General features: G+C 46.1%; 22 protein-coding genes. All 22 read left to right on the forward strand.

The window, feature by feature from the left end:
- Position 1: 1 nt before the first annotated feature.
- The gene (locus BAMF_RS29455) at positions 2–889 is read left to right on the forward strand and encodes a helix-turn-helix domain-containing protein (RefSeq protein ID WP_013352315.1); all 888 of its coding nucleotides are present in this window, start codon (positions 2–4) and stop codon (positions 887–889) included.
- A 73-nt stretch (positions 890–962) separates the two neighbouring features.
- The gene (gene pgsA, locus BAMF_RS29460) at positions 963–1,544 is read left to right on the forward strand and encodes a CDP-diacylglycerol--glycerol-3-phosphate 3-phosphatidyltransferase (RefSeq protein WP_013352316.1); all 582 of its coding nucleotides are present in this window, start codon (positions 963–965) and stop codon (positions 1,542–1,544) included.
- Between the two features lie 17 nt (positions 1,545–1,561).
- Complete coding sequence (locus tag BAMF_RS29465; protein ID WP_013352317.1) at positions 1,562–2,812, forward strand: competence/damage-inducible protein A; 1,251 nt, start codon at positions 1,562–1,564, stop codon at positions 2,810–2,812.
- Positions 2,813–2,983: 171 nt separating this feature from the next.
- Positions 2,984–4,027 carry a recombinase RecA gene (gene recA, locus BAMF_RS29470; protein WP_013352318.1) on the forward strand — a complete coding sequence of 348 codons (1,044 nt, stop codon included), beginning with the start codon at positions 2,984–2,986 and terminating at the stop codon, positions 4,025–4,027.
- A gap of 166 nt (positions 4,028–4,193) precedes the next feature.
- Complete coding sequence (locus BAMF_RS29475; RefSeq protein WP_013352319.1) at positions 4,194–5,375, forward strand: serine hydrolase domain-containing protein; 1,182 nt, start codon at positions 4,194–4,196, stop codon at positions 5,373–5,375.
- 290 nt (positions 5,376–5,665) lie between these two features.
- Positions 5,666–7,225, forward strand: coding sequence for a ribonuclease Y (rny, locus tag BAMF_RS29480; RefSeq protein ID WP_003154140.1), 1,560 nt, complete (start codon positions 5,666–5,668; stop codon positions 7,223–7,225).
- A 61-nt stretch (positions 7,226–7,286) separates the two neighbouring features.
- A complete protein-coding gene (gene ymdB / locus BAMF_RS29485; RefSeq protein ID WP_013352320.1) occupies positions 7,287–8,081 on the forward strand; it encodes a 2',3'-cyclic-nucleotide 2'-phosphodiesterase in 795 nt (264 codons plus the stop codon).
- A 199-nt stretch (positions 8,082–8,280) separates the two neighbouring features.
- Positions 8,281–8,541, forward strand: a complete 261-nt coding sequence (spoVS, locus tag BAMF_RS29490; protein ID WP_003154135.1) for a stage V sporulation protein SpoVS — start codon at positions 8,281–8,283, stop codon at positions 8,539–8,541.
- Positions 8,542–8,797: 256 nt separating this feature from the next.
- Complete coding sequence (gene tdh, locus BAMF_RS29495) at positions 8,798–9,844, forward strand: L-threonine 3-dehydrogenase (protein WP_014470388.1); 1,047 nt, start codon at positions 8,798–8,800, stop codon at positions 9,842–9,844.
- Positions 9,845–9,859: 15 nt separating this feature from the next.
- Positions 9,860–11,035, forward strand: a complete 1,176-nt coding sequence (locus BAMF_RS29500; RefSeq protein ID WP_013352322.1) for a glycine C-acetyltransferase — start codon at positions 9,860–9,862, stop codon at positions 11,033–11,035.
- 142 nt (positions 11,036–11,177) lie between these two features.
- Positions 11,178–12,707 carry a tRNA (N6-isopentenyl adenosine(37)-C2)-methylthiotransferase MiaB gene (gene miaB / locus BAMF_RS29505; protein ID WP_007611533.1) on the forward strand — a complete coding sequence of 510 codons (1,530 nt, stop codon included), beginning with the start codon at positions 11,178–11,180 and terminating at the stop codon, positions 12,705–12,707.
- A 2-nt stretch (positions 12,708–12,709) separates the two neighbouring features.
- Complete coding sequence (ricA, locus tag BAMF_RS29510) at positions 12,710–13,141, forward strand: regulatory iron-sulfur-containing complex subunit RicA (protein WP_013352323.1); 432 nt, start codon at positions 12,710–12,712, stop codon at positions 13,139–13,141.
- Positions 13,142–13,394: 253 nt separating this feature from the next.
- Positions 13,395–13,940: an outer spore coat protein CotE gene (gene cotE, locus BAMF_RS29515; RefSeq protein WP_013352324.1), complete on the forward strand. Its 546-nt coding sequence runs from the start codon at positions 13,395–13,397 to the stop codon at positions 13,938–13,940.
- Positions 13,941–14,055: 115 nt separating this feature from the next.
- Complete coding sequence (mutS, locus tag BAMF_RS29520; protein ID WP_014470386.1) at positions 14,056–16,641, forward strand: DNA mismatch repair protein MutS; 2,586 nt, start codon at positions 14,056–14,058, stop codon at positions 16,639–16,641.
- Between the two features lie 15 nt (positions 16,642–16,656).
- Positions 16,657–18,534 carry a DNA mismatch repair endonuclease MutL gene (gene mutL, locus BAMF_RS29525; protein WP_013352326.1) on the forward strand — a complete coding sequence of 626 codons (1,878 nt, stop codon included), beginning with the start codon at positions 16,657–16,659 and terminating at the stop codon, positions 18,532–18,534.
- Positions 18,535–18,999: 465 nt separating this feature from the next.
- Complete coding sequence (locus tag BAMF_RS29530; protein ID WP_013352327.1) at positions 19,000–19,677, forward strand: MBL fold metallo-hydrolase; 678 nt, start codon at positions 19,000–19,002, stop codon at positions 19,675–19,677.
- 304 nt (positions 19,678–19,981) lie between these two features.
- Entirely contained in the window at positions 19,982–20,851 is an 870-nt protein-coding gene (fabD, locus tag BAMF_RS29535) for an ACP S-malonyltransferase (protein WP_013352328.1), read from the forward strand.
- A 134-nt stretch (positions 20,852–20,985) separates the two neighbouring features.
- Positions 20,986–21,960, forward strand: coding sequence for an acyltransferase domain-containing protein (locus tag BAMF_RS29540; RefSeq protein WP_013352329.1), 975 nt, complete (start codon positions 20,986–20,988; stop codon positions 21,958–21,960).
- 1 nt (position 21,961) lies between these two features.
- Positions 21,962–24,202: an ACP S-malonyltransferase gene (fabD, locus tag BAMF_RS29545; RefSeq protein WP_013352330.1), complete on the forward strand. Its 2,241-nt coding sequence runs from the start codon at positions 21,962–21,964 to the stop codon at positions 24,200–24,202.
- 67 nt (positions 24,203–24,269) lie between these two features.
- Positions 24,270–24,518: an acyl carrier protein gene (locus BAMF_RS29550; protein WP_013352331.1), complete on the forward strand. Its 249-nt coding sequence runs from the start codon at positions 24,270–24,272 to the stop codon at positions 24,516–24,518.
- 51 nt (positions 24,519–24,569) lie between these two features.
- On the forward strand, positions 24,570–25,832 hold the full coding sequence (locus BAMF_RS29555) for a hydroxymethylglutaryl-CoA synthase family protein (RefSeq protein WP_013352332.1): 1,263 nt from the start codon (positions 24,570–24,572) through the stop codon (positions 25,830–25,832).
- Positions 25,829–26,602, forward strand: a complete 774-nt coding sequence (locus BAMF_RS29560) for an enoyl-CoA hydratase/isomerase (protein WP_013352333.1) — start codon at positions 25,829–25,831, stop codon at positions 26,600–26,602. The genes BAMF_RS29555 and BAMF_RS29560 overlap by 4 nt, the downstream gene beginning before the upstream one ends.
- Positions 26,603–26,610: the final 8 nt, after the last annotated feature.

Raw genomic sequence — 26,610 nt, forward strand, 5'->3', positions numbered from 1 at the left:
TGTGACAGAATTAGCAATCCGGCTTAAAGAAGCCAGAGAGGAAAAAGGGATGTCATTGGATGAACTCCAGGCGGCGACCAAAATTCAGAAAAGATACTTAACCGCTCTGGAAGAAGGCTCTTATGACGTCATTCCCGGCAATTTTTATGTACGGGCGTTTATCAAGCAATACGCTGAGGCTGTCGGGCTTGATTCAGACCAATTATTTGAAGAATATAAAAAAGACATCCCTAACACGTATCATGACGATGTGTCGGAAAAAATCTCCGGCCTCGCCATGCAAAGGGAACTGCCTAAGTCCGCTTCAAAGGCGGCAGAATGGCTTCCGACCGTCCTTATTGTCATCGGTGTCATTATCGTCATTGCGATCGTGTATGCGATTATTCAGCTCGGAATGAGCAAGTCCGGGCAGACAGACGGGGATAAGGCCGCCACCCAAAGCGAGAGCAAGTATGAGATTCCTAAGGATTCCGCGCTGAAAAATGACGGCAATACAAATGACACGCAAACTGACAGCAAAAAGGACACAAAAGAGCCAGAGCAGAAAAAGAAAGAAAAAAGCAGTGAAAAAACAGAGATCAAAGCGGCCGGAACGGAAGGATCCGCTTCTTCATACGACGTTTCCGGGGCTGATAAGTACAAGCTTGAACTGATTGCTTCAGATAACGCATGGATACGCGTCCGTGATGACAGCGGCGGTTCTTTAAAAGAAGGAACGCTGCAAAAAGGTGAAACCTATAAAAAAGACATCACGGATCAAAAGCAGATTGAAATACGCACGGGCTATGCCCCTAACCTGAAAATTAAAATCAACGGAGAGGTTCTGTCTTATGAACTCAATCCGCATGATGTGATGGCGCAGACAATCACAATCAAGATGAAAAAATAAAAGGGGAAAAAGTCATCTGAACGATTAAGATGACTTTTTCTTCACGTCCGAGTACATATATTGGAGGGGCTTTATGTTTAACTTACCGAATAAAATCACACTGGCAAGAATCGCTTTAATTCCTGTATTTATGATTATCATGCTTGTTCCTTTTCAATGGGGCAGCCTTCATATAGGAGATGAATCGATTCCGGTCGCACATCTTGCGGGAGCTGTTTTGTTTATTATTGCATCAACGACTGACTGGGTGGATGGCTACTACGCCAGAAAGCTGAACCTCGTGACAAACTTCGGAAAATTTTTAGATCCGCTGGCTGACAAACTGCTGGTGTCCGCGGCATTAATTACGCTTGTGCAGTTTGACCTTGCGCCGGCGTGGATGGTCATCGTCATCATCAGCCGCGAATTTGCCGTAACGGGGTTAAGGCTTGTCCTGGCAGGAACGGGAGAAGTCGTAGCCGCCAATATGCTGGGGAAAATTAAAACATGGGCCCAGATCATCGCTGTTGCCGCGCTTTTGCTTCATAATCTTCCGTTTGAGCTCGTTTCTTTCCCATTCGGCGATATCGCTTTATGGGTGGCCGTGCTCTTCACAGTCATTTCCGGCTGGGATTATTTTGCGAAGAACTGGGATGCGTTAAAAACATCTAACTGAGAAAGAAGGACGTAAAGATGGAAATAGCAAAAAAAGCGGAAATCATTGCAGTCGGCTCAGAGCTTCTGCTCGGCCAGATCGCCAATACGAATGCGCAGTTTATCAGTAAAGAGCTGGCGGAAATCGGTGTAAATGTGTTTTATCATACCGCTGTCGGAGACAATCCGGAGCGGCTTAAGCAAGTCATCCGCATTGCGGAAGAGCGCTCAGACCTGATTATTTTTTCTGGCGGGCTCGGACCGACCAAGGACGATTTAACAAAAGAAACCATTGCAAACACTTTGGGGCGCCCGCTCGTTCTGAATGACGAAGCGTTCCGGTCGATTGAAGAGTATTTTGCGAAAACAAAACGGACAATGTCGCCGAATAACCGCAAACAGGCACTCGTCATTGAGGGCTCAGACGTTTTGGCGAATCATTTCGGCATGGCGCCGGGAATGCTTGCAGAGCACGGCTCAAGACTTTATATGCTGCTCCCTGGGCCGCCGAGCGAGCTGCGTCCGATGTTTGAAAATGAAGGGAAGCCGCTGCTTCTTAAAAAGCTCGGTTCAAATGAGAAGATCGTTTCAACCGTGCTGCGGTTTTTCGGAATCGGTGAATCGCAGCTTGAAGCTGACTTAGAAGATATCATTGATGCGCAGACGAACCCGACGATTGCGCCGCTTGCTGCCGACGGCGAGGTCACGCTGCGTTTAACGGCAAAACATGCCGACGAAAAAGAAACCGAGCGGCTTTTAAAAGAAACGGAAGCCGCCATTTTGGAACGTGTCGGTGAATTTTTCTACGGATATGATGATACGTCGCTGGTGAAGGAGCTTTCAAAAGCATGCAGACAAAACGGAATCACGATTTCCTCTGCCGAAAGCTTTACCGGCGGCCTGTTTTCAGAGTGGGTGACTGATTTAAGCGGCGCTTCTCAACTATTTGCGGGGGGCGTTGTCTGCTATTCCGACAGCGTGAAACAAAATGTGCTCGGCGTGAAAGCTGAAACGCTCGCAGAAAGCGGAGCGGTCAGCAAAGAGTGCGCGAAAGAGCTTGCCGCCGGTGTAAGAAAGCTGACCGGAAGCGATATCGGCATCAGCTTTACCGGTGTTGCGGGCCCTGATCCGCAGGAAGGGCATGCCCCGGGCCTCGTCTTTATCGGTATTTCCGCTGAAGGCAAAGAAGAGGTGCACGAATTTAACTTTGCCGGCTCAAGAACCGGAGTCAGAAAGCGCGCCGCTAAATACGGCTGCCATCTTATTTTGAAAATGCTGGATCAAAAATAAAGTTTTAAAGAGACGTTTTCTCTGATTTTTAAGTTTTACAAGGGGAATAATGCTCTTTTTAAGAAAAGCGAACGCGGAAAAAATCCGAATATGCGTTCGCTTTTTTCTTGGCAAATGTCAGTAAACAAGGTATAGTATATGTAGTGGCAAGATAAAGGAGGAAAAAAATAAATGAGTGATCGTCAGGCAGCCTTAGATATGGCTCTTAAGCAAATAGAAAAACAATTCGGCAAAGGTTCCATCATGAAGCTCGGAGAAAAAACGGATACAAGAATTTCAACGGTGCCGAGCGGTTCCCTTGCACTTGATACCGCTCTCGGAATAGGCGGATACCCGCGCGGACGGATTATTGAAGTATACGGACCTGAAAGCTCAGGTAAAACGACTGTAGCGCTTCACGCAATCGCTGAGGTTCAGGAAAAAGGCGGACAGGCAGCATTTATTGATGCCGAGCATGCTCTTGATCCTGTGTACGCGCAAAAGCTCGGTGTCAATATCGAAGAGCTGCTGCTTTCTCAGCCGGATACGGGAGAGCAGGCGCTGGAGATTGCTGAAGCGCTGGTGCGAAGCGGAGCTGTCGATATCGTAGTCGTTGACTCTGTTGCGGCGCTTGTTCCAAAAGCTGAAATTGAAGGTGACATGGGTGATTCACACGTCGGTTTACAGGCGCGTCTCATGTCTCAGGCGCTCCGTAAGCTTTCCGGCGCCATCAATAAATCTAAAACAATCGCAATCTTTATTAACCAGATTCGTGAAAAAGTCGGCGTTATGTTCGGAAATCCGGAGACGACACCGGGCGGCCGCGCGCTGAAATTCTATTCTTCCGTGCGTCTTGAAGTGCGCCGTGCCGAGCAATTAAAGCAGGGCAACGACGTTATGGGGAATAAAACGAGAATTAAAGTCGTAAAAAACAAAGTCGCTCCTCCGTTCCGTACGGCTGAAGTGGACATTATGTACGGTGAAGGAATCTCCAAAGAAGGGGAAATCATCGACCTTGGAACTGAACTTGATATCGTGCAGAAAAGCGGCTCGTGGTATTCTTATGAAGAAGAACGCCTCGGACAGGGCCGTGAAAACGCCAAGCAGTTCTTAAAAGAAAATAAAGACATCATGCTGATGATTCAAGAACAAATCCGTGAACATTACGGTTTGGACAATAACGGTGTTACGGAAAAAGCGGAAGAAGTTCAGGAAGAGCTTGAATTCGAAGAATAAAAGCACGATAAAAAGAGCGGAATAAGCAATTTCCGCTCTTTTTTTGTGTGTTTCAAAAAACACTGGCTGTTTCGGAAAATTTTATCTGAAATGTTACAACTTTTTTCACCCTTCACTCGTCTAACATCATGGCGAAAGTTGAAATTATATCTGAGGAGGAAAAAAGATGACGAGCCCCCGCCGCACAAGAATTAATAAACATAGAAAGAAAAAGTTGATGAAAACGGGAGGGCTGTTTCTTTTTCTGCTGCTTGTCACTGTTTTTATTATGATCTGGACCGTCACAGCGCATCACCGGGAGAAGGAATCCGTTAAAAGCGCTCCCGCTGCTCAATCTGATTCTTCAAAAGACCAGACTCAACAAAAAAAAGAAAAGACGCAAAAAGAGAAAACACCTAAATCAATCGATCACAATAAACAGATCAGCAATTACTTGCAACAGATCGGGTTCAGTGGCACAGCAATGGTCGTAAAAGATGGAAAGGTTGTGCTGAAAAAAGGTTTTGGCTATGCGGACCGAAAACAAAAAATTAAGAACAATCCGGAGACATCATATTATGTTGGTTCTTCACAAAAAGCGTTAATCGCGACGGCTGTCTTGCAGCTTGAAGAAAAAGGGCTGCTTCAGACGAGTGACACCGTCAGTACATACTTGCCGAATTTTCCTAACGGCACGCGCATTACACTGAAAAACCTGCTCAATCATACGTCAGGAATAAACGGACATATTGAGGGACAGGGACCGATTTCTCCTATTGATTTAATCAAGGATATAGAATACCGCGGAATTAAACGGCAGCCTGGGGTTTGGGAGTACAGGGATTCCAATTATTCAGTGCTCGCCTATATCGTATCTCAGGTCAGCGGGGAGTCATACGAACAATATATTAAAGACCATGTGTTTAAACCGGCCGGAATGAAGCATGCCGGATTTTACAAAACTTTTGCTGAAGCCAAATATCCGGCTGTCGGCTACAAAGTTGATGAGAGCGGCCGGCTTGTCACGCCTCACCTTTTGGACTTATCGCAGCTCTACGGGGCGGGCGATATGTATATGAGCGCTGAAGATCTTTACAAATTTGATAAAGCGGTCGTAAACGGCACGCTCCTTTCAAAAGAAAGCTTTACAAAAATGTTCACAGCAGGAAGCAGTTCCGCTTACGGCATGGGATTTTACATTGATCCGGGAAGCTATTCCAATCACGGCGTAATGCCCGGTTACAACATCTTGAACAGCTTCAGCCATTCGGCAAGCAAATATGTCATTTTATTGTCAAATATTCAGAATAACGCCAAATTAGGGCAGGTGAACAACAGAATTTACCAATTGCTTAACCAGGCGAACTAACGAGCCGCCATTCACGAAAAGCAGCTGAAGGTATGGTATGATATATACATGGCGAAGATTCCGAGATGAAGGCGAATCGTTAAGCTGGCAAGCTTGACAAGTATTTCCGACACAATTACAATGAAGTTGTAACATTTGTTTTTTAACATGATTGTTAAACCATTTAAACTTGACAAGGGCATGAAAGACTCATTCCCTGTGAAGGTTCTGTATGTTGAGAAAATCAGACAATGTACATGCCGGCACTTATTTAAGCAACAACCAAGTTCATAGCAAGAGGAGGTGAAAGTATGACCCCAATGACGGTTCTCATCTCCATTTTGCTGACTCTGCTCGGTTTAGTTGTTGGCTACTATGTTCGTAAAACCATTGCCGAAGCAAAGATTGCGGGCGCACGCGGTGCTGCCGAGCAAATCCTTGAAGATGCAAAGCGTGATGCTGAAGCACTGAAAAAAGAAGCTCTGCTTGAAGCAAAGGACGAAATCCATACACTTCGAATAGATGCTGAACAGGAAGTTCGTGAAAGACGAAATGAGCTTCAAAAACAAGAAAACCGTTTACTTCAAAAAGAAGAAAATCTTGACCGTAAACATGAAGGAATTGATAAACGGGAAGCGATGTTGGAGAAGAAAGATCATTCTCTGAATGAACGACAACAACATATTGAAGAGATGGAAAGCAAAGTGGATGAGATGATTCGTATGCAGCAGTCAGAACTCGAACGCATTTCGAGCCTGACACGGGATGAAGCGAAACAAATCATTCTTGACCGGGTTGAAAATGAGCTTTCACATGATATCGCCATCATGACAAAAGAAACCGAAAACCGTGCGAAAGAAGAGGCAGACAAAAAGGCGAAAAACATTTTGTCGCTTGCTTTGCAGCGCTGTGCAGCAGATCATGTTGCCGAAACGACGGTATCGGTCGTCAATCTTCCGAATGATGAGATGAAAGGACGTATCATCGGCCGTGAAGGGCGTAACATCCGTACGCTTGAAACGCTTACAGGTATTGACCTGATTATTGATGACACACCTGAAGCAGTCATTCTTTCCGGATTTGATCCGATCAGACGGGAGACGGCAAGAATCGCTCTTGATAAACTCGTTCAGGATGGCCGTATTCACCCGGCTCGTATTGAAGAAATGGTTGAAAAATCCCGCCGCGAGGTTGATGACTATATCCGGGAAATGGGTGAGCAGACCACATTTGAAGTCGGCGTTCACGGACTCCATCCGGATCTGATCAAGATTCTCGGCCGGTTGAAATTCCGTACAAGCTATGGGCAGAACGTACTGAAACATTCAATGGAAGTTGCGTTTTTAGCCGGTTTAATGGCTTCCGAGCTAGGAGAAGATGCAAAGCTTGCTAAGCGGGCAGGTCTTCTGCATGACATCGGAAAAGCAATTGACCATGAAGTGGAAGGAAGCCACGTGGAAATCGGAGTGGAGCTTGCGACCAAATATAAAGAGCATCCAGTCGTCATTAACAGTATTGCGTCACACCACGGAGACGAAGAGCCGACTTCCATTATCGCCGTTCTGGTCGCTGCAGCTGATGCACTGTCAGCCGCAAGACCGGGTGCGAGAAGTGAAACGCTCGAAAACTATATCCGCAGACTTGAAAAGCTTGAAGAAATCTCCGAGTCTTACGAAGGTGTTGAAAAATCATTTGCAATTCAGGCCGGCCGTGAAGTTCGCATCATGGTGAAACCGGATTCCATTAATGATTTGGAAGCCCATCGTTTGGCGCGTGATATCCGTAAACGAATTGAGGACGAGCTTGATTATCCGGGCCACATTAAAGTGACCGTGATAAGAGAAACTCGGGCCGTAGAGTATGCAAAATAAAGTGATGCTTAGCGCATCACTTTATTTTTTTGAGTCTCCAGAAAAGAAAGGAATGGAATTTATGAGAATTTTATTTATCGGCGATGTTGTCGGTTCTCCGGGCCGCGATATGGTAAAAGAATATGTCCCGAAATTGAAAGCAAAACATAAGCCGCATTTTACGATTATTAACGGAGAAAATGCAGCACACGGAAAAGGACTGACGGAAAAGATCTACCATAGCCTGATGGAAGCAGGAGCCGACGCCATTACTATGGGAAACCATACGTGGGATAAAAAAGAGATCTTTGACTTTATTGATGATGTGCCGCATCTTGTCCGGCCGGCGAATTTCCCGGAAGGCACACCGGGCAAAGGCATTACTTATATTAAATCGAACGGAAAAGAGCTTGCCGTCATTAATTTACAGGGGCGGACGTTTCTTCCGCCGCTTGATGATCCGTTTGCTAAAGCAGATGAACTAATAGAAGAAGCGAAAAAACGCACGCCGTACATTTTTATTGATTTTCACGCTGAAGCGACAAGCGAAAAAATTGCGCTCGGCTGGTACACAGACGGAAGAGCCTCAGCCGTTGTAGGCACGCATACACACGTACAAACGGCAGATAACCGCATTTTGCCGAAAGGAACGGCATATATTACTGATGTAGGCATGACGGGTCCGTATGATGGAATTCTCGGTATGGACAGAGAAACGGTCATTAAGCGGTTTAAAACCAATCTTCCGGTCCGTTTTACCGTTGCGGAAGGGAAAACAACGCTGAGCGGGGTGCTCATCGACATCGACGATCAGACGAAAAAAGCCGTAAATATCGAACGGATTTTAATCAATGATGACCATATGTTCTTTGAATAGGTGATCATGTGTTTATTTTATAAAAATATTAAAAGGAAAAGCAGGAATATAGCAACTTCTTAGTGAATATAGTAGAAATGGAAGGTAGCCCGCTATTTTTGAAAAGCATTGTGGGGATGGCTTTTTGGATAGCAACATCTAATAATGATTGTTCTAATGAACACTCACTTATCCATTGTAAAACTAAGGGGGAGCAGAAATGGAAATCTTAAAAGTTTCAGCAAAATCAAGTCCAAATTCAGTAGCAGGCGCGCTTGCCGGCGTATTGAGAGAACGCGGAGCCGCCGAAATTCAAGCAATTGGGGCGGGTGCCTTAAACCAGGCTGTTAAAGCGGTTGCGATTGCCAGAGGCTTTGTCGCGCCAAGCGGCGTAGATTTGATTTGTATTCCGGCTTTTACAGATATACAGATTGACGGAGAAGAAAGAACGGCGATTAAGTTAATCGTCGAGCCCCGTTAAAACAAAACATGTACATTCTCAACCTGCTTGCGTAAGGCGAGCAGGTTGTTTTTATTGCTGTCAGATTTTCTCACAATATTATATTAATAGTACGAAGAGATGATAAACGACTTTATTCATATAATATTCAAAAAAAATCCCGCCCATTTTTTCGGACGGAAGCAATTGTTTTTATCAGGTGGACGCTGGTATTTACCTCCTTCTGATACCATGTTACAATCCAGTTATTACAGTGTTTTTTTGAGGAGGAGTGTACATGTTGGGAGGAAAGATGAAAGCTATCGTTAAAAATGAAAACGCTTTCGGAGCAACTCTGAAAGAAATTCCCATACCTTCCATTAATGAGAATGAAGTTCTCATTAAAGTACAGGCCGCATCTATATGCGGTACAGATGTTCACATTTATAATTGGGACCAATGGGCGCAGGAGCGAATCAAAACACCTCAAGTATTCGGACATGAATTCAGCGGTATCGTAGCAGAAACGGGTAAGCACGTCACAAATGTCAAAATAGGTGACTATGTATCGGCGGAAACCCACTTCGTCTGCGGAACTTGTGTCCCCTGTTTAACAGGAAAACATCATGTGTGCACTCATACAAAGATCCTTGGCGTAGATACAGCCGGGTCATTCGCTGAATATGTCAAAGTGCCGGCTCAAAACATTTGGAAAAACCCCGCTGACATGGACCCTGCCGTCGCCTCTGTTCAAGAGCCGCTTGGCAACGCTGTTCACACGGTGCTGGAAAACAGCCATCTGGCAGGCGGTTCCGCCGCAATTATCGGCTGCGGGCCGATCGGACTGATGGCGGTGGCGGTGGCTAAGGCAGCCGGCGCATCCCGCATTGCGGCCATTGATAAAAATGATTACAGGCTGGCTCTTGCAAAGAAATTGGGAGCCACAATCACCATTTCAGCTGACAAAGAAGATCCGCTTGAAGTCATTGACACCTTAACGGGCGGAGAAGGGATAGACCTTGTCTGCGAAATGTCAGGCCACCCGGCAGCCATAACACAAGGATTAAAGATGGCGGCCAACGGGGGAAGATTCCATATGCTGAGTCTGCCGGAACATCCGGTGACGATTGACCTGACAAATGACGTGGTGTTTAAAGGTCTCACTGTCCAAGGGATCACAGGCAGAAAAATGTTTGAAACATGGCGGCAGGTATCGCATCTGCTTGAATCCGGCCTTGTTGATCTGACGCCGGTGATCACCCATCAGTTTCCGCTTGAAGAATTTGAAAAAGGGTTTGACCTGATGAGAAAGGGCCAGTGCGGCAAAGTCATTCTGATTCCATAAGGGGAGGGTTCTACAATGAAAGAATTTGAATATCTAAAAGCAGAGCTTGATAAAATGAAAGAAAATAAAACATGGCAGGAAATGAAGCAAATTGAAACGAGGCAGGGGCCGTCGGTGGCAGTCAAAGGGGAAAACGTGATTCAGCTTTCATCGAACAATTATCTCGGTTTGACGTCGCATCCAAGACTTGTCGAAGCGGCAAAACGCGCCGCGGAGGAATTCGGAGCGGGCACGGGGTCCGTCCGGACAATCGCCGGAACATTTACGATGCACAATGAGCTGGAGAAAAAGCTGGCAAACTTTAAAAAAACAGAAGCGGCACTTGTGTTTCAATCGGGTTTTACAACGAACCAAGGCGTCCTATCAAGCATTCTGACAAAAGAGGATATCGTTATATCTGACGAACTGAACCACGCTTCCATCATTGACGGGATCAGGCTGACAAAAGCAGATAAGAAGGTGTACCGCCATGTCGATATGGACGATCTGGAAAGGGTGCTGAAAAAATCAATGAATTACCACATGCGCCTGATCGTCACGGACGGCGTTTTCTCAATGGACGGCAACATCGCTCCTCTTCCTGACATCGTCAAACTTGCAGAGGCGTACGATGCTTTTGTAATGGTCGACGATGCGCATGCTTCCGGGGTACTCGGGAAAAACGGGAGAGGAACGGTTAATCACTTCGGGCTTGACGGAAGAGTCCATATTCAGGTGGGCACATTAAGCAAAGCCATCGGAGTGCTTGGCGGATATGCCGCAGGGTCCAAGGTTCTAATCGATTACCTGCGCCATAAAGGACGTCCTTTCTTATTCAGCACCTCCCATCCGCCTGCGGTGACGGCCGCATGCATAGAAGCCATTGACGTCCTGCTGGAAGAGCCGGAGCATATGGAAAAGCTTTGGGACAACACGGCGTATTTCAAAGACAAACTGGTTCAAATGGGGCTGACCCTTACAAAAAGCGAAACGCCGATCGTGCCGATATTAATAGGTGAGGAAGAAAAAGCCCAGAGATTATCAGACCTTTTATTGACCCGCGGCGTTTTTGCTCAAAGCATCGTGTATCCGACGGTCGCCCAAGGAAAAGCGAGAATCCGCACCATTATTACGGCGGAGCATACAAAAGAGGAGCTTGACCGGGCGCTTGAAGTAATCCGTTCCGCCGCAAAAGAGCTGCAGCTTGTGTAAGAGGGAAATGATTCCCTCTTTTTTATTTCTTATTGATTCTTATTCTCAATAAGGTGTACAATAATAGGCTGGCGGTTGTGCCAAATGCTTTTAACCAGTATACTTGAGGGTGGAAGTTTCGGTTGAAAGGAGACATTCGAACATGAATGAAAAGCAAAAGCAGGAAAGCGGACAAGTAAATCCAGCGGACAAAAAATCCGAAAAGGATTACAGCAAGTATTTCGAAGCCGTATATATTCCGCCTTCATTAAAAGATGCGAAAAAACGGGGCAAAGAATCCGTTCAATATCATAACGATTTTAAAATCTCAGAAGAATTTAAAGGCCTCGGGGAAGGCAGGAAGTTTTATATCCGCACTTACGGATGTCAGATGAATGAGCATGATACGGAAGTCATGGCAGGTATTTTTATGGCGCTTGGATATGAAGCGACAAATTCAGTTGATGATGCGAATGTCATTTTATTAAACACCTGCGCCATCCGGGAAAATGCTGAAAACAAAGTGTTCGGCGAACTCGGCCATTTAAAAGCGCTCAAAAAAAATAACCCGGACCTGATTCTGGGCGTATGCGGCTGTATGTCACAAGAAGAATCAGTCGTAAACCGCATCCTTAAGAAGCACCCGTTTGTCGATATGATTTTCGGCACGCACAACATTCACCGTCTGCCGGAACTGTTATCAGAGGCATACTTATCAAAAGAGATGGTGATTGAAGTGTGGTCGAAGGAAGGGGATGTCATTGAAAACCTTCCGAAGGTCCGCAACGGCAAAATTAAGGGCTGGGTCAACATCATGTACGGCTGTGATAAATTCTGCACATACTGCATCGTGCCGTATACCCGCGGAAAAGAACGAAGCCGCCGTCCTGAAGAAATTATCCAGGAAGTCAGAAGACTTGCAAGCGAAGGTTATAAAGAAATCACGCTGCTCGGTCAAAACGTTAATGCGTACGGAAAAGATTTTGAGGACATAACGTACGGACTCGGTGATTTAATGGACGAACTGCGTAAAATTGATATTCCGAGAATCCGTTTCACGACAAGCCATCCGCGTGACTTTGATGACCATCTGATCGAAGTGCTCGCCAAAGGCGGCAACCTGCTTGACCATATCCATCTTCCGGTTCAATCAGGAAGCTCGGCCATGTTAAAAATGATGGCGCGCAAATATGACAGAGAACGCTATCTGGAGCTTGTCGGAAAAATTAAAGCGGCGATGCCGAACGCTTCACTCACTACCGATATCATTGTCGGTTTCCCGAATGAAACCGATGAACAGTTTGAGGAAACCCTTTCTTTATATCGTGAAGTGGAATTTGACAGCGCGTATACGTTTATTTACTCTCCTCGTGAAGGCACGCCTGCGGCGAAGATGAAAGACAACGTTCCGATGAGGGTCAAGAAAGAACGTCTTCAGCGCCTCAATGATTTGGTGAAAGAAATTTCCGCCAAAAAAATGAAGGAATATGAAGGCCGGACTGTCGAAGTATTAGTTGAGGGAGAAAGCAAAAATAACCCTGACATTCTTGCCGGCTATACGGAAAAAAGCAAGCTCGTCAACTTCAAAGGGCCGAAAGACGCCATCGGCAAGATTGTACGCGTCAAAATCGAACAGGCGAAAACATGGTCGCTTGACGGTGTGATGGCAGGAGAAGCAATCGAGGTGAAATAATAATGACGCTTTACTCTAAGAAAGACATTGTACAGCAGGCCAGGAACCTTGCGAAAATGATTTCTGAAACAGAAGAAGTTGATTTTTTCAAACGCGCCGAGGCGCAGATTAATGAAAATGAAAAAGTCTCTGTGATTATTAATCAGATTAAAGCCCTGCAAAAGCAAGCCGTTAACCTGAAGCATTACGAAAAGCTTGAAGCTTTGAAACAAGTGGAAAGTAAAATTGACGCCCTGCAGGAAGAGCTTGAAGCGATTCCGATCATTCAGGAATTCAGAGATTCCCAGATTGAGGTTAATGACCTTCTTCAGCTTGTCGCTCACACGATTTCCAATCAGGTGACAAACGAAATCATTACGTCTACCGGCGGCAACCTGCTGACGGGAGAAACCGGTTCAAAAGTAAAACATTCGAATAACAGCTGTTCCTTTTAAACACGGGGCCTTCATCGGCCCGTGTTTTTTTGTTTTGAAAGAACTAATTATATCATGTACTAAATATTCATCATTTTATCGTTTCGCCTGATCTTCCCGAAAAAGTTTTATCAGACTTAAAAGTAAAGTTTCTGGGCAGGGCTGCATACAATGAAACAGAAACTTTGTATTTTTATATTTTTATTATAAAAATGCACATGAGACAAATGCCCAGCATAAGATAACACGAAGAAGAACAAGGAGGCCTACGGGAATGTCTGAATACAGGGAAATTATTACGAAAGCGGTAGTTGCGAAAGGAAGAAAATTCACCCAATGCACCAACACGATCTCACCTGATCAAAAACCGTCAAGCATATTGGGCGGCTGGATTATCAATCACAAGTATGATGCCGAAAAGATTGGGAAAACGGTAGAGATTGAAGGGTATTATGATATAAACGTCTGGTACTCTTACGCCGATAATACAAAAACGGAAGTTGTAACCGAGAGAGTGAAGTATGTTGACGTGATTAAACTCAGATACAGAGATACAAATTACTTAGATGACGAGCACGAAGTCATTGCCAAAGTACTGCAGCAGCCGAATTGTCTTGAAGTCACCATTTCTCCTAACGGAAATAAAATCGTTGTTCAGGCCGAGCGGGAGTTTTTAGCGGAAGTGGTCGGGGAAACGAAAGTAGTCGTAGAAGTAAATGCTGATTGGGAAGAAGACGATGATGATGATTGGGAAGACGATCTTGACGAAGAATTAGAGGACATTAACCCTGAATTTTTAGTCGGAGATCCTGAAGAATAAGCAGAGGCTAGGGGAGATAACACCCCAAGTCTCTTTTTTATATATAAAGATATCACTCTTTTGTTTATGTTATAATGGGATGCGGAAAAGAAGATACATAGTGAGGGATTAAATGATGGCTAGTTACACGCCTATGATACAGCAATACTTGAAGATAAAGGCAGAATACCAAGATGCCTTTTTATTTTTTCGGCTTGGTGACTTTTATGAAATGTTTTTTGAAGATGCAAAAAAAGCGTCACAAGAGCTTGAAATTACACTGACAAGCAGAGACGGAGGATCGGCTGATAAAATTCCGATGTGCGGCGTGCCTTATCATTCCGCGGCGGCTTATATTGAACAGCTGATTAAAAAGGGCTATAAAGTCGCGATCTGTGAGCAGACGGAAGATCCGAAGGCGGCCAAAGGCGTTGTCAAAAGAGAAGTCGTCCAGCTGATCACACCGGGAACCGTGATGGACGGAAAAGGCATTCATGAGTCGGAAAACAATTTTATCGCTTCCGTTTCCGCATTTCCTGGCGGATACGGCCTTGCTTTATCAGACTTAACGACTGGAGAAAACCTCGCCGTATTTATTGAACGGATTGAAGATGTCATGTCAGAAATTTATTCAGTCGGCGCAAAGGAAATTGTCGTATCAAGCAAGTTTAATGAAAATACAGCGGCCCAGCTGAAAGAACGGTGCGGCGCAACGATTTCCATCGAAGACGGGAAAATGACAGACCGGATTGAAATCGCAAAGCACTTACCTGGCGAAGAGCTGACAGAGACGTTTATGCGTTTATATACGTATTTGCAGAAAACGCAAAAACGGAGCCTGGATCACCTGCAGCCGGTTCAAGTGTATGAATTGGAAGAAGCGATGAAAATTGATCTGTATTCAAAACGGAATCTTGAACTGACAGAAACGATTCGTTCGAAAAGCAAAAAAGGGTCACTGCTCTGGCTTTTAGACGAGACGAAAACAGCAATGGGCGGCAGGCTCCTCAAACAATGGATTGACCGCCCGCTGATCAGGGCATCCCAAATCGAAGAACGTCAGGAAATGGTCGAGACGCTGATCAATCATCTGTTTGAGCGTGAAGATCTGCGCGAACGCCTGAAGGAAGTGTATGATTTGGAGCGTCTTGCGGGCCGGGTCGCATTCGGAAACGTCAATGCAAGGGATTTAATCCAGCTGAAAGAATCGTTAAAACAGGTGCCGAGCATTAAAGAGCTTGTCGGGTCTCTTAACCATAAAAAAGCAAAAGAACGCGCCGGCTTGATTGACCCGTGCGGAGATCTGCTTGACCTGTTAGAAGATGCGCTGCATGAAAACCCGCCGTTATCTTTAAAGGAAGGCAACTTAATAAAAGACGGCTATCATCAGAAGCTTGATGAGTACCGTGACGCCAGCAAAAACGGAAAAGACTGGATTGCCAGACTGGAGCAGCAGGAACGCGCGTATACAGGCATCCGTTCATTAAAGGTCGGCTTTAATAAAGTGTTCGGCTATTATATTGAAGTCACAAAAGCAAACCTTCATCTCCTTGAGGACGGGCGGTATGAGCGGAAGCAGACGCTCACAAACGCCGAACGGTACATTACGCCGGAATTAAAGGAAAAAGAAGCGCTTATTTTAGAAGCGGAAAACAACATTTGCGAGCTGGAATATGAGCTTTTTGCCGGACTGCGTGAAAAGGTTAAGCAATTTATTCCGCGCCTGCAGCGTCTAGCCAAGCAAATGAGTGAGCTCGACGCACTGCAATGCTTTGCCACGATCAGTGAAAACAGGCATTACACAAAGCCCGTCTTTTCCGATAATGAGGTAAAAGTCATTGAAGGCAGACATCCTGTCGTTGAAAAGGTGATGGACAGTCAAGAATATGTGCCGAACAATTGCCTGATGGGCGAATCACGGGAAATGCTTTTGATTACGGGTCCGAATATGTCAGGTAAAAGCACGTACATGAGACAGATCGCACTTTTATCAATCATGGCCCAGATCGGCTGTTTTGTGCCCGCAAAAGAAGCAGTTCTGCCGATTTTTGATCAAATCTTTACGAGAATCGGGGCTGCGGACGATTTGATCTCCGGACAAAGCACCTTTATGGTGGAAATGCTGGAAGCGAAAAACGCGATCGTAAACGCCACAAAAGACAGCCTGATCCTGTTCGATGAAATCGGACGCGGGACGTCAACGTATGACGGAATGGCGCTGGCACAGGCGATTATTGAATATGTCCATGATCATATCGGCGCTAAAACACTGTTCAGCACGCATTATCATGAACTGACGGTGCTTGAAGATAAGCTTCCTCAGCTGAAAAACGTTCATGTGCGCGCCGAGGAATATAACGGAACGGTCGTGTTTCTCCATCAAATTAAAGAAGGAGCCGCCGATAAAAGTTACGGCATTCATGTCGCCCAGCTTGCCGAGCTCCCGGATGATCTGATCAGCCGCGCGCAGGAGATTCTGAAACAGCTAGAGCAGTCAGGAGATAAACCGGAGCTTCCGGCGGCACCTGAGAAAAAGCCCGTCGTCAAGGAAGAACCGGCACAGCTGTCCTTTTTTGCAGACGGTGAAAAAGAACAGAAAGCACCGGCTGTTTCTCATAAAGAAAAACAAGTGCTTGAAGCCTTTAAGTCGATCAATATTCTTGATATGACGCCTCTTGAGGCGATGAATGAAATGTACAAGCTGCAAAAAAAATTAAAATAGAAAGAGGTGACGGACTTGGCAAAAGTCATCCAGCTGTCAGATGAGCTTTCAAATAAAATAGCGGCCGGTGAGGTGGTGGAACGGCCCGCCTCTGTCGTTAAAGAATTGGTGGAAAACGCAATCGACGCAAACAGCACAGTCATTGAAATCGATATAGAGGAAGCGGGGCTTTCGTCGATTCGGGTGCTCGACAACGGCGAAGGTATGGAAACCGAGGATTGCAAGCGGGCTTTCCGCCGCCATGCGACCAGTAAAATCAAAGATGAAAATGACCTGTTCCGGGTGAGAACACTCGGTTTCCGCGGAGAAGCTTTGCCAAGTATCGCGTCTGTTTCTCATCTGGAAATCAAAACGAGCATCGGCGAGGGAGCGGGAACTCATCTCATTCTTCAGGGCGGGAATATGATTTCTGAACAGAGAACTTCCAGCAGAAAAGGGACGGAGATCATCGTCACTAACCTGTTTTTCAATACACCCGCCAGATTAAAATATATGAAAACCGTGCATACGGAGCTCGGCAATATTACGGATGTCGTCAACCGGATCGCTCTTGCGCATCCGGAAGTATCGATCCGCCTCCGCCATCAGGGGAAAAACCTGCTGCAGACAAACGGAAACGGGGACGTGCGCCATGTGCTGGCCGCAATTTACGGGACGGCGGTTGCGAAAAAAATGATACCGCTCCATGTCAGCTCACTTGATTTTGAAGTCAAGGGCTACATTGCGCTGCCGGAAATCACGCGTGCATCCAGAAACTACATGTCATCTGTCATTAACGGAAGATACATTAAGAATTTCCCGCTTGTAAAAGCGGTGCATGAGGGCTATCACACGCTTCTGCCGATCGGCCGCCATCCGATTACGTTTATCGAAATTACGATGGATCCGATTTTAGTCGATGTCAATGTCCATCCGTCGAAGCTTGAAGTCCGCCTCAGCAAAGAGACGGAACTGCATGAGCTGATCCGTGACGGCATAAAGGAAGTTTTTCAAAAGCAGCGGCTTATTCCAAGCGCCCAGCTTCCGAAAAAATCAGCGCCGGCACCGATCAAAAATGAACAGCAATTTATGACGTTCGGTGAAAGTGAGCCTGAGCGGAAACTGCCTGAAAAAACGCCGGAGCCGTCTTACTCGCCGATGAAGCTGAGTTCGGTCGTAAAAGAGCCGGCGCCGGTAACAGAAGAAGAGTTTCACCCAAATGAAGCGGATCATGAAGTGCCGTCGGAAACCAGCATGCCGGAAATGGCTGCGCCTGTTTCTGATATTCCGGCGCCGGAAGAGGAAGCTGTCTCCGAAGAAATACAGGAAGAAAGAGTTCCGGTCATGTATCCGATCGGCCAAATGCACGGGACATATATTTTAGCCCAAAACGAAAACGGCCTGTATATCATTGACCAGCATGCGGCCCAAGAGCGGATTAAATACGAATATTTCCGGGAAAAAGTCGGGCAGGTTGAGCCTGAAGTGCAGGATATGATCGTGCCGCTCACCTTTCACTATGCGGCAAATGAAGCGCTTATCATTGAACAGCATCAGCATGAGCTTGAAAGTGTAGGGGTATTTTTAGAAGCTTTCGGCACTAACAGCTATATCGTCCGCTGCCATCCGGCCTGGTTTCCAAAAGGGGAAGAAGCTGAACTGATTGAAGAAATCATTCAGCAGGTGCTTGACGCCAAACAGATCGACATTAAAAAACTTCGGGAGGAAGCCGCCATAATGATGAGCTGCAAAGGCTCGATCAAAGCGAACCGTCATTTGCGCAACGATGAAATCAAAGCGCTCTTGGACGATCTGCGCCGAACGGCAGACCCGTTCACATGCCCGCACGGCCGGCCGATCATTATTCACCATAGCACGTATGAGATGGAAAAGATGTTTAAACGCGTGATGTAGAACGTGTAAGATGAAAAGAAAGGAACACTGGATGAACAGTCTGGTGTTCCTTTTTTTTGTTTTTGAGAATCTGATATTTTTGCCTTTAAAGACCAACTGAATACTATGCTGATATTAACGTTGAAACATTTTGATAATTGAAATAAAAAAGAATCAGGTCTAAATAACTAGTTCTATAGTTTTGGCTTACTTTTCGTTTTTCTTCTGCCGGAAACCCGAATAAATGTTTCAGCTTTAATGAATAAATATCCCTAAAGAATTCATCTATATGAATATTCTGATTTCCTTATATATCAGCATAGCAATTTGTGAAAGGGCACAGCCTGGTGCTTTTGACAGGAGCAGAAAGTTTTTTAACTTTACCGGAAAATCCATGGAAAAACGTGGTGTCATCTGGTAAAGTGGTTACAGTCAGCTGGGCGGCGGCAGCAGTCTGCCCGGATCTTTTAAATGGGAATGGTGACAATGGATCATACATATGAAGTGCATCAAATCAAAACGTATCATCAGATGTGGTCCAACTATTGTTATATTATCGCAGACCGTGCCAGAAATTCTGCGATAGCGGTGGACCCGTCTTGGGAAATCGGCAAAATAACCGATAAACTGCATGAGTTGGATGTTGATTTATCAGCTGTTTTATTAACACATTCACATTATGACCATGTAAACTTGGCGGAGCCGCTTCAGCAAATCTATCATTCTGATATATACATGTCGTCGGCTGAAATCGATTTCTATCAATTCCGGTGCAGAAACTTAATAGCGCTTGAAGACGGTCAGACCTTTGCCGCGGGGGGATTTATCATCAAAAGTATACTGACCCCGGGACATACGGCCGGGGGAATGTGCTATTTGCTTTCTGATCATCTTTTTACCGGTGACACCGTGTTTACAGAGGGTTGCGGTATATGTGAGGACAGGGGCAGCTCGGCGGAGGATATGTTTGACAGTATACAGCGGATCAAAGCCTCCATTCCGCCGTATGTGCGTGTATATCCGGGACACTCTTTCGGGGAGAAGCCGGGACAAAAAATGGAGAGTCTTCTGAAAAACAATATTTACTTTCAGATTGACAAGAAAGAACATTTTGTGAATTTTCGCAACAGAAAAAATCAAAAAGGGCTGTTTCATTTTAAGTAGCGTATAATTAGTTCTATTTATCTACTTTTTCTTTCGGAACTAGAAACAACTGAAATGGAATGATAGTTATTGCTTAATTTTTGGTAATAATCACTTGGGTGACGGGAGTTTTCCTGAAAAAAGCCGGGCGGGACATTCGCCTTATGCCAGTTCCGAAAGACCTGAATCCGCCTTCTGGGCAGGGTTAAATAGGCATTCTTCAGGAGTCCGCATAGGATAAATTAACTTGACATGGTATTTTTGTGAAGTTACTATCAATTTGAACATGCTTCTTATCTGAATCCGAGAAAGGATGGCTGAGAAAATGATCACATACTTATTCCCCGGACAAGGTTCTCAAAAACAGGGAATGGGAAGTTCATTGTTTGACGAATTTAAAGACTTAACTGAGCAGGCTGATGAAACACTCGGATATTCTATGAAACGGCTTTGTCTTGAGAATCCGTATTCCAACCTTCACAAGACGCAGTTCACTCAGCCTGCTTTATATGTTGTAAACGCGTTAAGCTATTTGAAAAAAATCCAAGACAATGACATAAAGCCGGATTATGTGGCCGGCCACAGTTTGGGAGAATATAATGCGCTGTTTGCCGCAGGCGCTTTTGATTTTATTACAGGCCTGCAGCTTGTCCGTAAAAGAGGCGAATTAATGAGTATGGCCACTGACGGAAAAATGGCCGCCGTTATGGGATTAACTCCGGCTCAAGCGGAAGACGCCCTTCAAACGCACGGGTTACATACGATTGACATTGCCAATATGAATTCTCCTCACCAAGTTGTCATATCCGGACGCAAAGAAGACATTGAAAGAGCCAAAACCGTATTCGAAGGAATAAAAGATGTTACGCTGTTTCATCCGCTGAACGTAAGCGGTGCTTTTCACTCGAGATATATGAGCGAAGCAAAACAAGAGTTCGAAAAATTTTTACAGTCATTTCATTTTTCTGCTATATCAATTCCTGTCATTTCTAACGTGTATGCCAGACCTTATGAGCAAGACGGAATCCACTCCGTTCTGGCCGATCAGATCGACCATTCAGTGCGATGGAACGACAGCATCCGCTATCTGCTGAACAAAGGGCCGATGGAATTTGAAGAAGTCGGACCGGGCCATGTGCTGACAGGGCTTATTCACCGCATCAAAAAAGAAACTGAAGCTTCACCCGCCATGTAGCGGATTGTAAGACGAAATTCTTATCTCACACAACATTGCCAATCATACAACATCACGGCCACATCACTTCACATGACATCACGAAAACTCATAAATCAATATTTTAAAAAAATAAGCAATAAAAAGGAGAACAAATGAGCCAGCCAATTGTTTTCATGTTTTCCGGACAGGGTTCTCAATACTATCAAATGGGAAAAGAGCTGTTTGCACATAACGCAGCTTTTCGGCGGAAAATGCTCGACTTGGACGATTTTGCTGTCAGCCGTTTCGGTTTTTCTGTCGTTAAAGAGATTTATCATACAGCCAATCGTCTGTCCGATCCATTTGACCGCCTTCTTTTCAGCCATCCTGCCATTTTTATGGCTGAGTACGCACTTGCGTATGCTTTGGAGCAAAAAGGGATACGCCCCGATTATGTGATCGGAGCGAGCCTCGGAGAATATGCCGCGGCCGCTGTGTCGGGAGTGCTTAGCGCCGAAGATGCTTTAGATTGCGTCTTGGAGCAGGCCGAAATCATTACGGAAACATGCCGTAACGGCAGCATGCTTGCGGTACTGGGTGATCCGAGATTATATCAAGATGATCCGCTGCTGCGCGAACATAGTGAATTGGCAGCTGTAAACTATCATTCTCACTTTGTCATCTCTGGAGAGCGGGCACACATCAAAAAAATCATGGACGATTTGAGAGAAAAGCAGATTCCTCATCAGCTATTGCCGGTATCATACGGATTTCACTCGGCGCTGGTTGATCAGGCGGAGCTGCCGTACAAGCGTTTTTTAGCCCGGAAATCAATCCGGACTCCGTTTATACCGTACATTTCCAGTATGACCGGAGAGGCTGAGACCGATATTCAAGCAGACTTTTTCTGGGATATCGTCAGAAAGCCGATTCGATTCCGAGAAGCGCTTCAATTCGCAGAAAGCCGTGAAAAAGGCTTGTATATTGATGCCGGGCCGTCCGGCACATTGGCCGCATTTGCCAAACAGATCCTTCCCGCAGGGTCGGCAGAACGCATACGAACCATTATGACGCCGTTTCATAAAGAACAAACACATTTGCAGCAAATCGAAGACATCATTTTATCATCGCCCGGAAGGAGACTGTAAGATGATCAGCTTTGTTTTTCCCGGCCAAGGTTCGCAAAGAATAGGGATGGGAGAGGACCTGTTCGCCCGCTATCCTGAATTAACCGCAAAGGCCGATCATATTCTCGGATATTCCATTCAGGAGCTGTGCAGGGACGGAGAACGTCTCAATCAGACTCAATTCACTCAGCCGGCACTCTATATCGTCAATGCCCTCAGTTATTTGAAAAAAACAGAAGACACCGGCTTGACACCGGATTTTACCGCCGGTCACAGTTTAGGAGAATATAACGCGTTATACGCCTCAGGAGCTTTTAATTTTGAAGATGGTTTGCAGCTGGTCAAAAAAAGGGGCGAACTGATGAGCCGTGCAAAAGGCGGCGGCATGGCGGCGGTGATCGGCCTGACTCATGAGCAGGTCACGGACGTTTTAAGAGAATATCATTTAGATATGATTGATATCGCCAACATGAACACACCGCAGCAAATTGTCATTTCCGGATATAAAGAAGATATTGAAAAGGCCGCATCCGTATTTGAAGCTGTAAAAGGCGTGAAAATGGTTCACCGTTTAAATGTCAGCGGCGCCTTTCATTCCAGATATATGCTGGAGGCGAAGGAAGAGTTTACCCGGTTTATTGAATCTTTCCGTTTCAAGCCGCTGTCAATTCCGGTCATTTCAAATGTGACGGCAAGGCCCTATGACCAATCAGAGCTGAAAGAGACACTTGCAGCGCAAATAACAGGGTCGGTGAACTGGACAGACAGCATCCGCTTCTTAATGGGAAGAAAAAACATGAGCTTTGAGGAAATCGGTCCCGGAAAAGTGCTGACCTGGCTGATTCAAAGAATTACAGCTGAAGCGGAGCCGATAACAGAGGAAATCAACGTCCCGGCCGCGGCTGAAAAAAGCTCAATTACGGCGGCATCTTTAGGAAACGAAGAGTTTAAGCGTGATTATCAACTGAAATACGCCTACTTGGCCGGCGGCATGTACCGCGGAATCGCTTCGAAGGAAATGGTCGTCAGACTGGCCGAAAAAGGAATGATGGGCTTTTTCGGAACGGGCGGTTTGAACATCGCGCACGTTGAGGACGCCATTTTGTCAATTCAGCAGGAGCTTCGTGACGGCGGCGCCTTCGGCATAAATATTGTACATAATATGAAGCATACAGATTCAGAAGAAAAAATGATTGATCTTTTACTGAAGCATGGGGTTCAGAATTTGGAAGCATCAGCGTTTTTAACGGTTACTCCCGCTTTAGTCAGGTTTCGCGCTAAGGGGTTAAAGCGAGGTGCCGACGGACAAGTGATAGCGCGGCAGCGGATTATCGCCAAGCTGTCCCGTCCGGAAGTAGCGGAAGCATTTCTCAGCCCGGCGCCTGATCACATTCTGCAGAAGCTTGCAGCTGAAAACAAAATTACCGCTGAAGAATCAAGTCTGATGAGAGAAATACCCGTTGCGCATGACATCTGCGTGGAGGCGGATTCAGGCGGACACACTGACGGCGGAGTTGCTTACAGCCTCATGCCGGCGATCGTCCGTTTAAGAGATGACATGATGAAACAATATCGATACGGCAAAAACGTCCGCATCGGAGCCGCAGGGGGAATCGGGACGCCTGAGGCAGCCATGGCCGCATTTATGCTCGGCGCTGATTTTATAGTGACCGGATCAATTAACCAATGCACCATTGAAGCGGCGACAAGCGGTCTCGTCAAGGACCTGCTCCAGCAGATGAATGTACAGGACACGGCTTACGCGCCGGCCGGCGATATGTTTGAATCAGGCAGCAAGGTGCAGGTATTAAAGAAAGGGCTGTTCTTTCCGACCCGCGCCGCTAAGCTGCATGAACTGTATCAGCGCCACGGCTCAATCGAAGAAATTGATCAAAAGACAATCAGACAAATAGAAGAGAAGTATTTCAAGGCAAGTATAAGCAGTATTTATGAAAAGGTGAAGGCGCATTATTCGAGTGAGGACATTTCAAAAGCCGAACGGAATCCGAAACAGAAAATGGCGCTCATATTCAAATGGTATTTCAGGCAAAGCTCTGCTTCAGCGATTAAAGGAGATCCGGATGCCAAGGTAGATTACCAGATTCATTGCGGGCCGGCATTAGGCGCTTTTAATCAATGGGTGAAAGGTACGGAGCTGGAACCATGGAAAAACCGCCATGTCGATGGCATCGGCCTGCGTCTTATGGAAGAGACGGCCTCACTTTTGAATCAGAAGTTAGGTTCATTTCTGCAAACGTGTTGACAAGACGAAATGATAGATTGAAAACATCGAATATTCATAAAAAGAATGAAACAGGGAGGAACTGACAATGAGTAAAGAAAGAATCTTTGAATTGCTGCAGAACACCATTTACGAGGTTTTGCCGGATTTAGAAGGCGAACAGCTTTCACATGAAGACCGTTTAGTTGATCTTGGGGCGGATTCAGTGGATCGCGCTGAAATAATTACGATGATGCTGGAAGAATTATCTTTGCAGATTCCGCGTGTTGAGCTGACAGGAGTGTCAAACATCGGCGAACTGGCAGAAAAGCTTTATGAAAAGGCGCAGGCCGTCTGATAAAACGGTGCGAAAATCGGAAGCTCAAAATTCTTATTGGAGGCGAAGTTCATGGCTGCTGCCGGAATAGAAGCGATAAATGTGTTTGGCGGGACGGCATACCTTGATGTCATGCAGCTGGCGGAGTACAGAAACTTAGACCCTGCCAGATTTGAGAATTTACTGATGAAAGAAAAAGCGGTGGCGCTCCCATATGAAGACCCCGTTACATTCGGCGTTAATGCGGCAAAGCCGATTATCGACCGATTGACAGAGGCTGAAAGAGACAGAATCGAGCTGCTGATTACCTGCTCGGAGTCCGGCATTGACTTCGGAAAATCACTCAGTACATATATTCATGATTACTTAGGCCTTAATCGGAACTGCCGTTTATTTGAGTTGAAGCAAGCCTGCTATTCAGGAACGGCGGGCCTGCAGATGGCACTTAACTTTATTTTGTCACAGACCTCCCCAGGAGCGAAAGCGCTTGTCGTTGCGACGGATATTTCCCGGTTTTTAATTGCCGAAGGCGGCGATGCGCTAAGCGAGGATTGGTCTTACGCAGAACCGAGCGCCGGTGCGGGTGCGGTTGCCTTATTGATCGGTGAAAATCCGATCGTATTTCAGGCGGATGCCGGCGCAAACGGCTACTACGGCTATGAGGTGATGGATACATGCCGTCCGATCCCTGACAGTGAAGCCGGTGATGCCGATTTATCATTGATGTCTTATCTCGATTGCTGCGAACAGACATTTCGCGAGTACAAAAATCGTGTGCCGGACGCTGATTACAAAGAGACGTTTCACTATCTTGCTTTCCATACACCGTTTGGCGGCATGGTAAAAGGAGCCCACCGGACGATGATGCGCAAGCTTGCAAAAGCGAAAAACGCTGAGATCGAACAGGATTTTCAAACCAGGGTGGAACCGGGGCTCCGCTACTGCCAAAGAGTCGGAAACATTATGGGGGCAGCCTCTTTATTGGCCCTTGCCAGCACGATTGACCAAGGGGCATTCGACACTTCTAAGCGGATCGGCTGTTTCTCCTACGGGTCGGGATGCTGTTCGGAATTTTACAGCGGCGTTGTGACGCCTGAGGGACAAGCACGGCAGCATTCTTTCAAAATAGAAGAGCATCTGAACAACAGATACAGGCTGTCCATGGAGGAGTATGAAGAACTGTTTAAAGGCAGCGGTTTGGTAAAGTTCGGAACACGGAATGTCAAATTGGATATGAATATGATTCCGAAAATATTAGACCATCATGCCGGAAGCCCTCGTTTATATTTGGAAGAAATCACAGAATTTCATCGGAAATACAGGTGGATCTCGTGACCTATGAGACGATAAACGTCCGTTTTCAGCAAAATGTCTGTTTCATCACCTTTTATCGGCCTGAAGCCAACAATACGATTAATGAACGTTTAGTGGAGGAATGTCTGCATGTTCTTTCTGAATGTGAAGACTCCGTGACCTCCGTGGTGCTTGAAGGGCTGCCGGAGGTATTTTGTTTCGGGGCGGATTTCGATGAGATGTACGGGAAAATGAGGCAGGGTATGCAGCATGCGGAATCCCAGGAGCCGCTTTACCGTTTGTGGCTGGCATTAAAATCCGGGCCGTACATCACAATCGCCCGCGTCCGCGGAAAAGCAAACGCGGGAGGTGTCGGATTTGCCGCCGCGTGCGATATCGTCATTGCAGACGAGAGCGCTTCATTCAGTTTATCTGAACTGTTATTCGGGCTTTATCCCGCCTGCGTTCTGCCGTTTTTAATTCAAAGAATCGGCTTTCAAAAGGCGCATTATATGACGGTTATGACAAAGCCCGTGCCGGCACGGCAGGCGCTTGAATGGGGACTTTGTGACGTATGCGTCCCGGACAGCGCAACAGAGCTGAGAAAGCATTTGCTGCGCCTCCGCCCGCTGTCGAAAAAAGCAGTCACCCGCTATAAACATTACATGGATTCCTTAAACGACCTTGTTCATCGTTCGAAATCCATTGCTTTAGCCGAAAATCAAGCGATGTTTTCAGATCCGGATAACCAAACAGCCATCATCCGTTATGCAGAAACGGGGCGGCTTCCTTGGGAAACGGAGAACAGTTAGGAGGATAT

Source organism: Bacillus amyloliquefaciens DSM 7 = ATCC 23350, assembly GCF_000196735.1.
GTDB classification, from domain to species: Bacteria; Bacillota; Bacilli; order Bacillales; family Bacillaceae; genus Bacillus; species Bacillus amyloliquefaciens.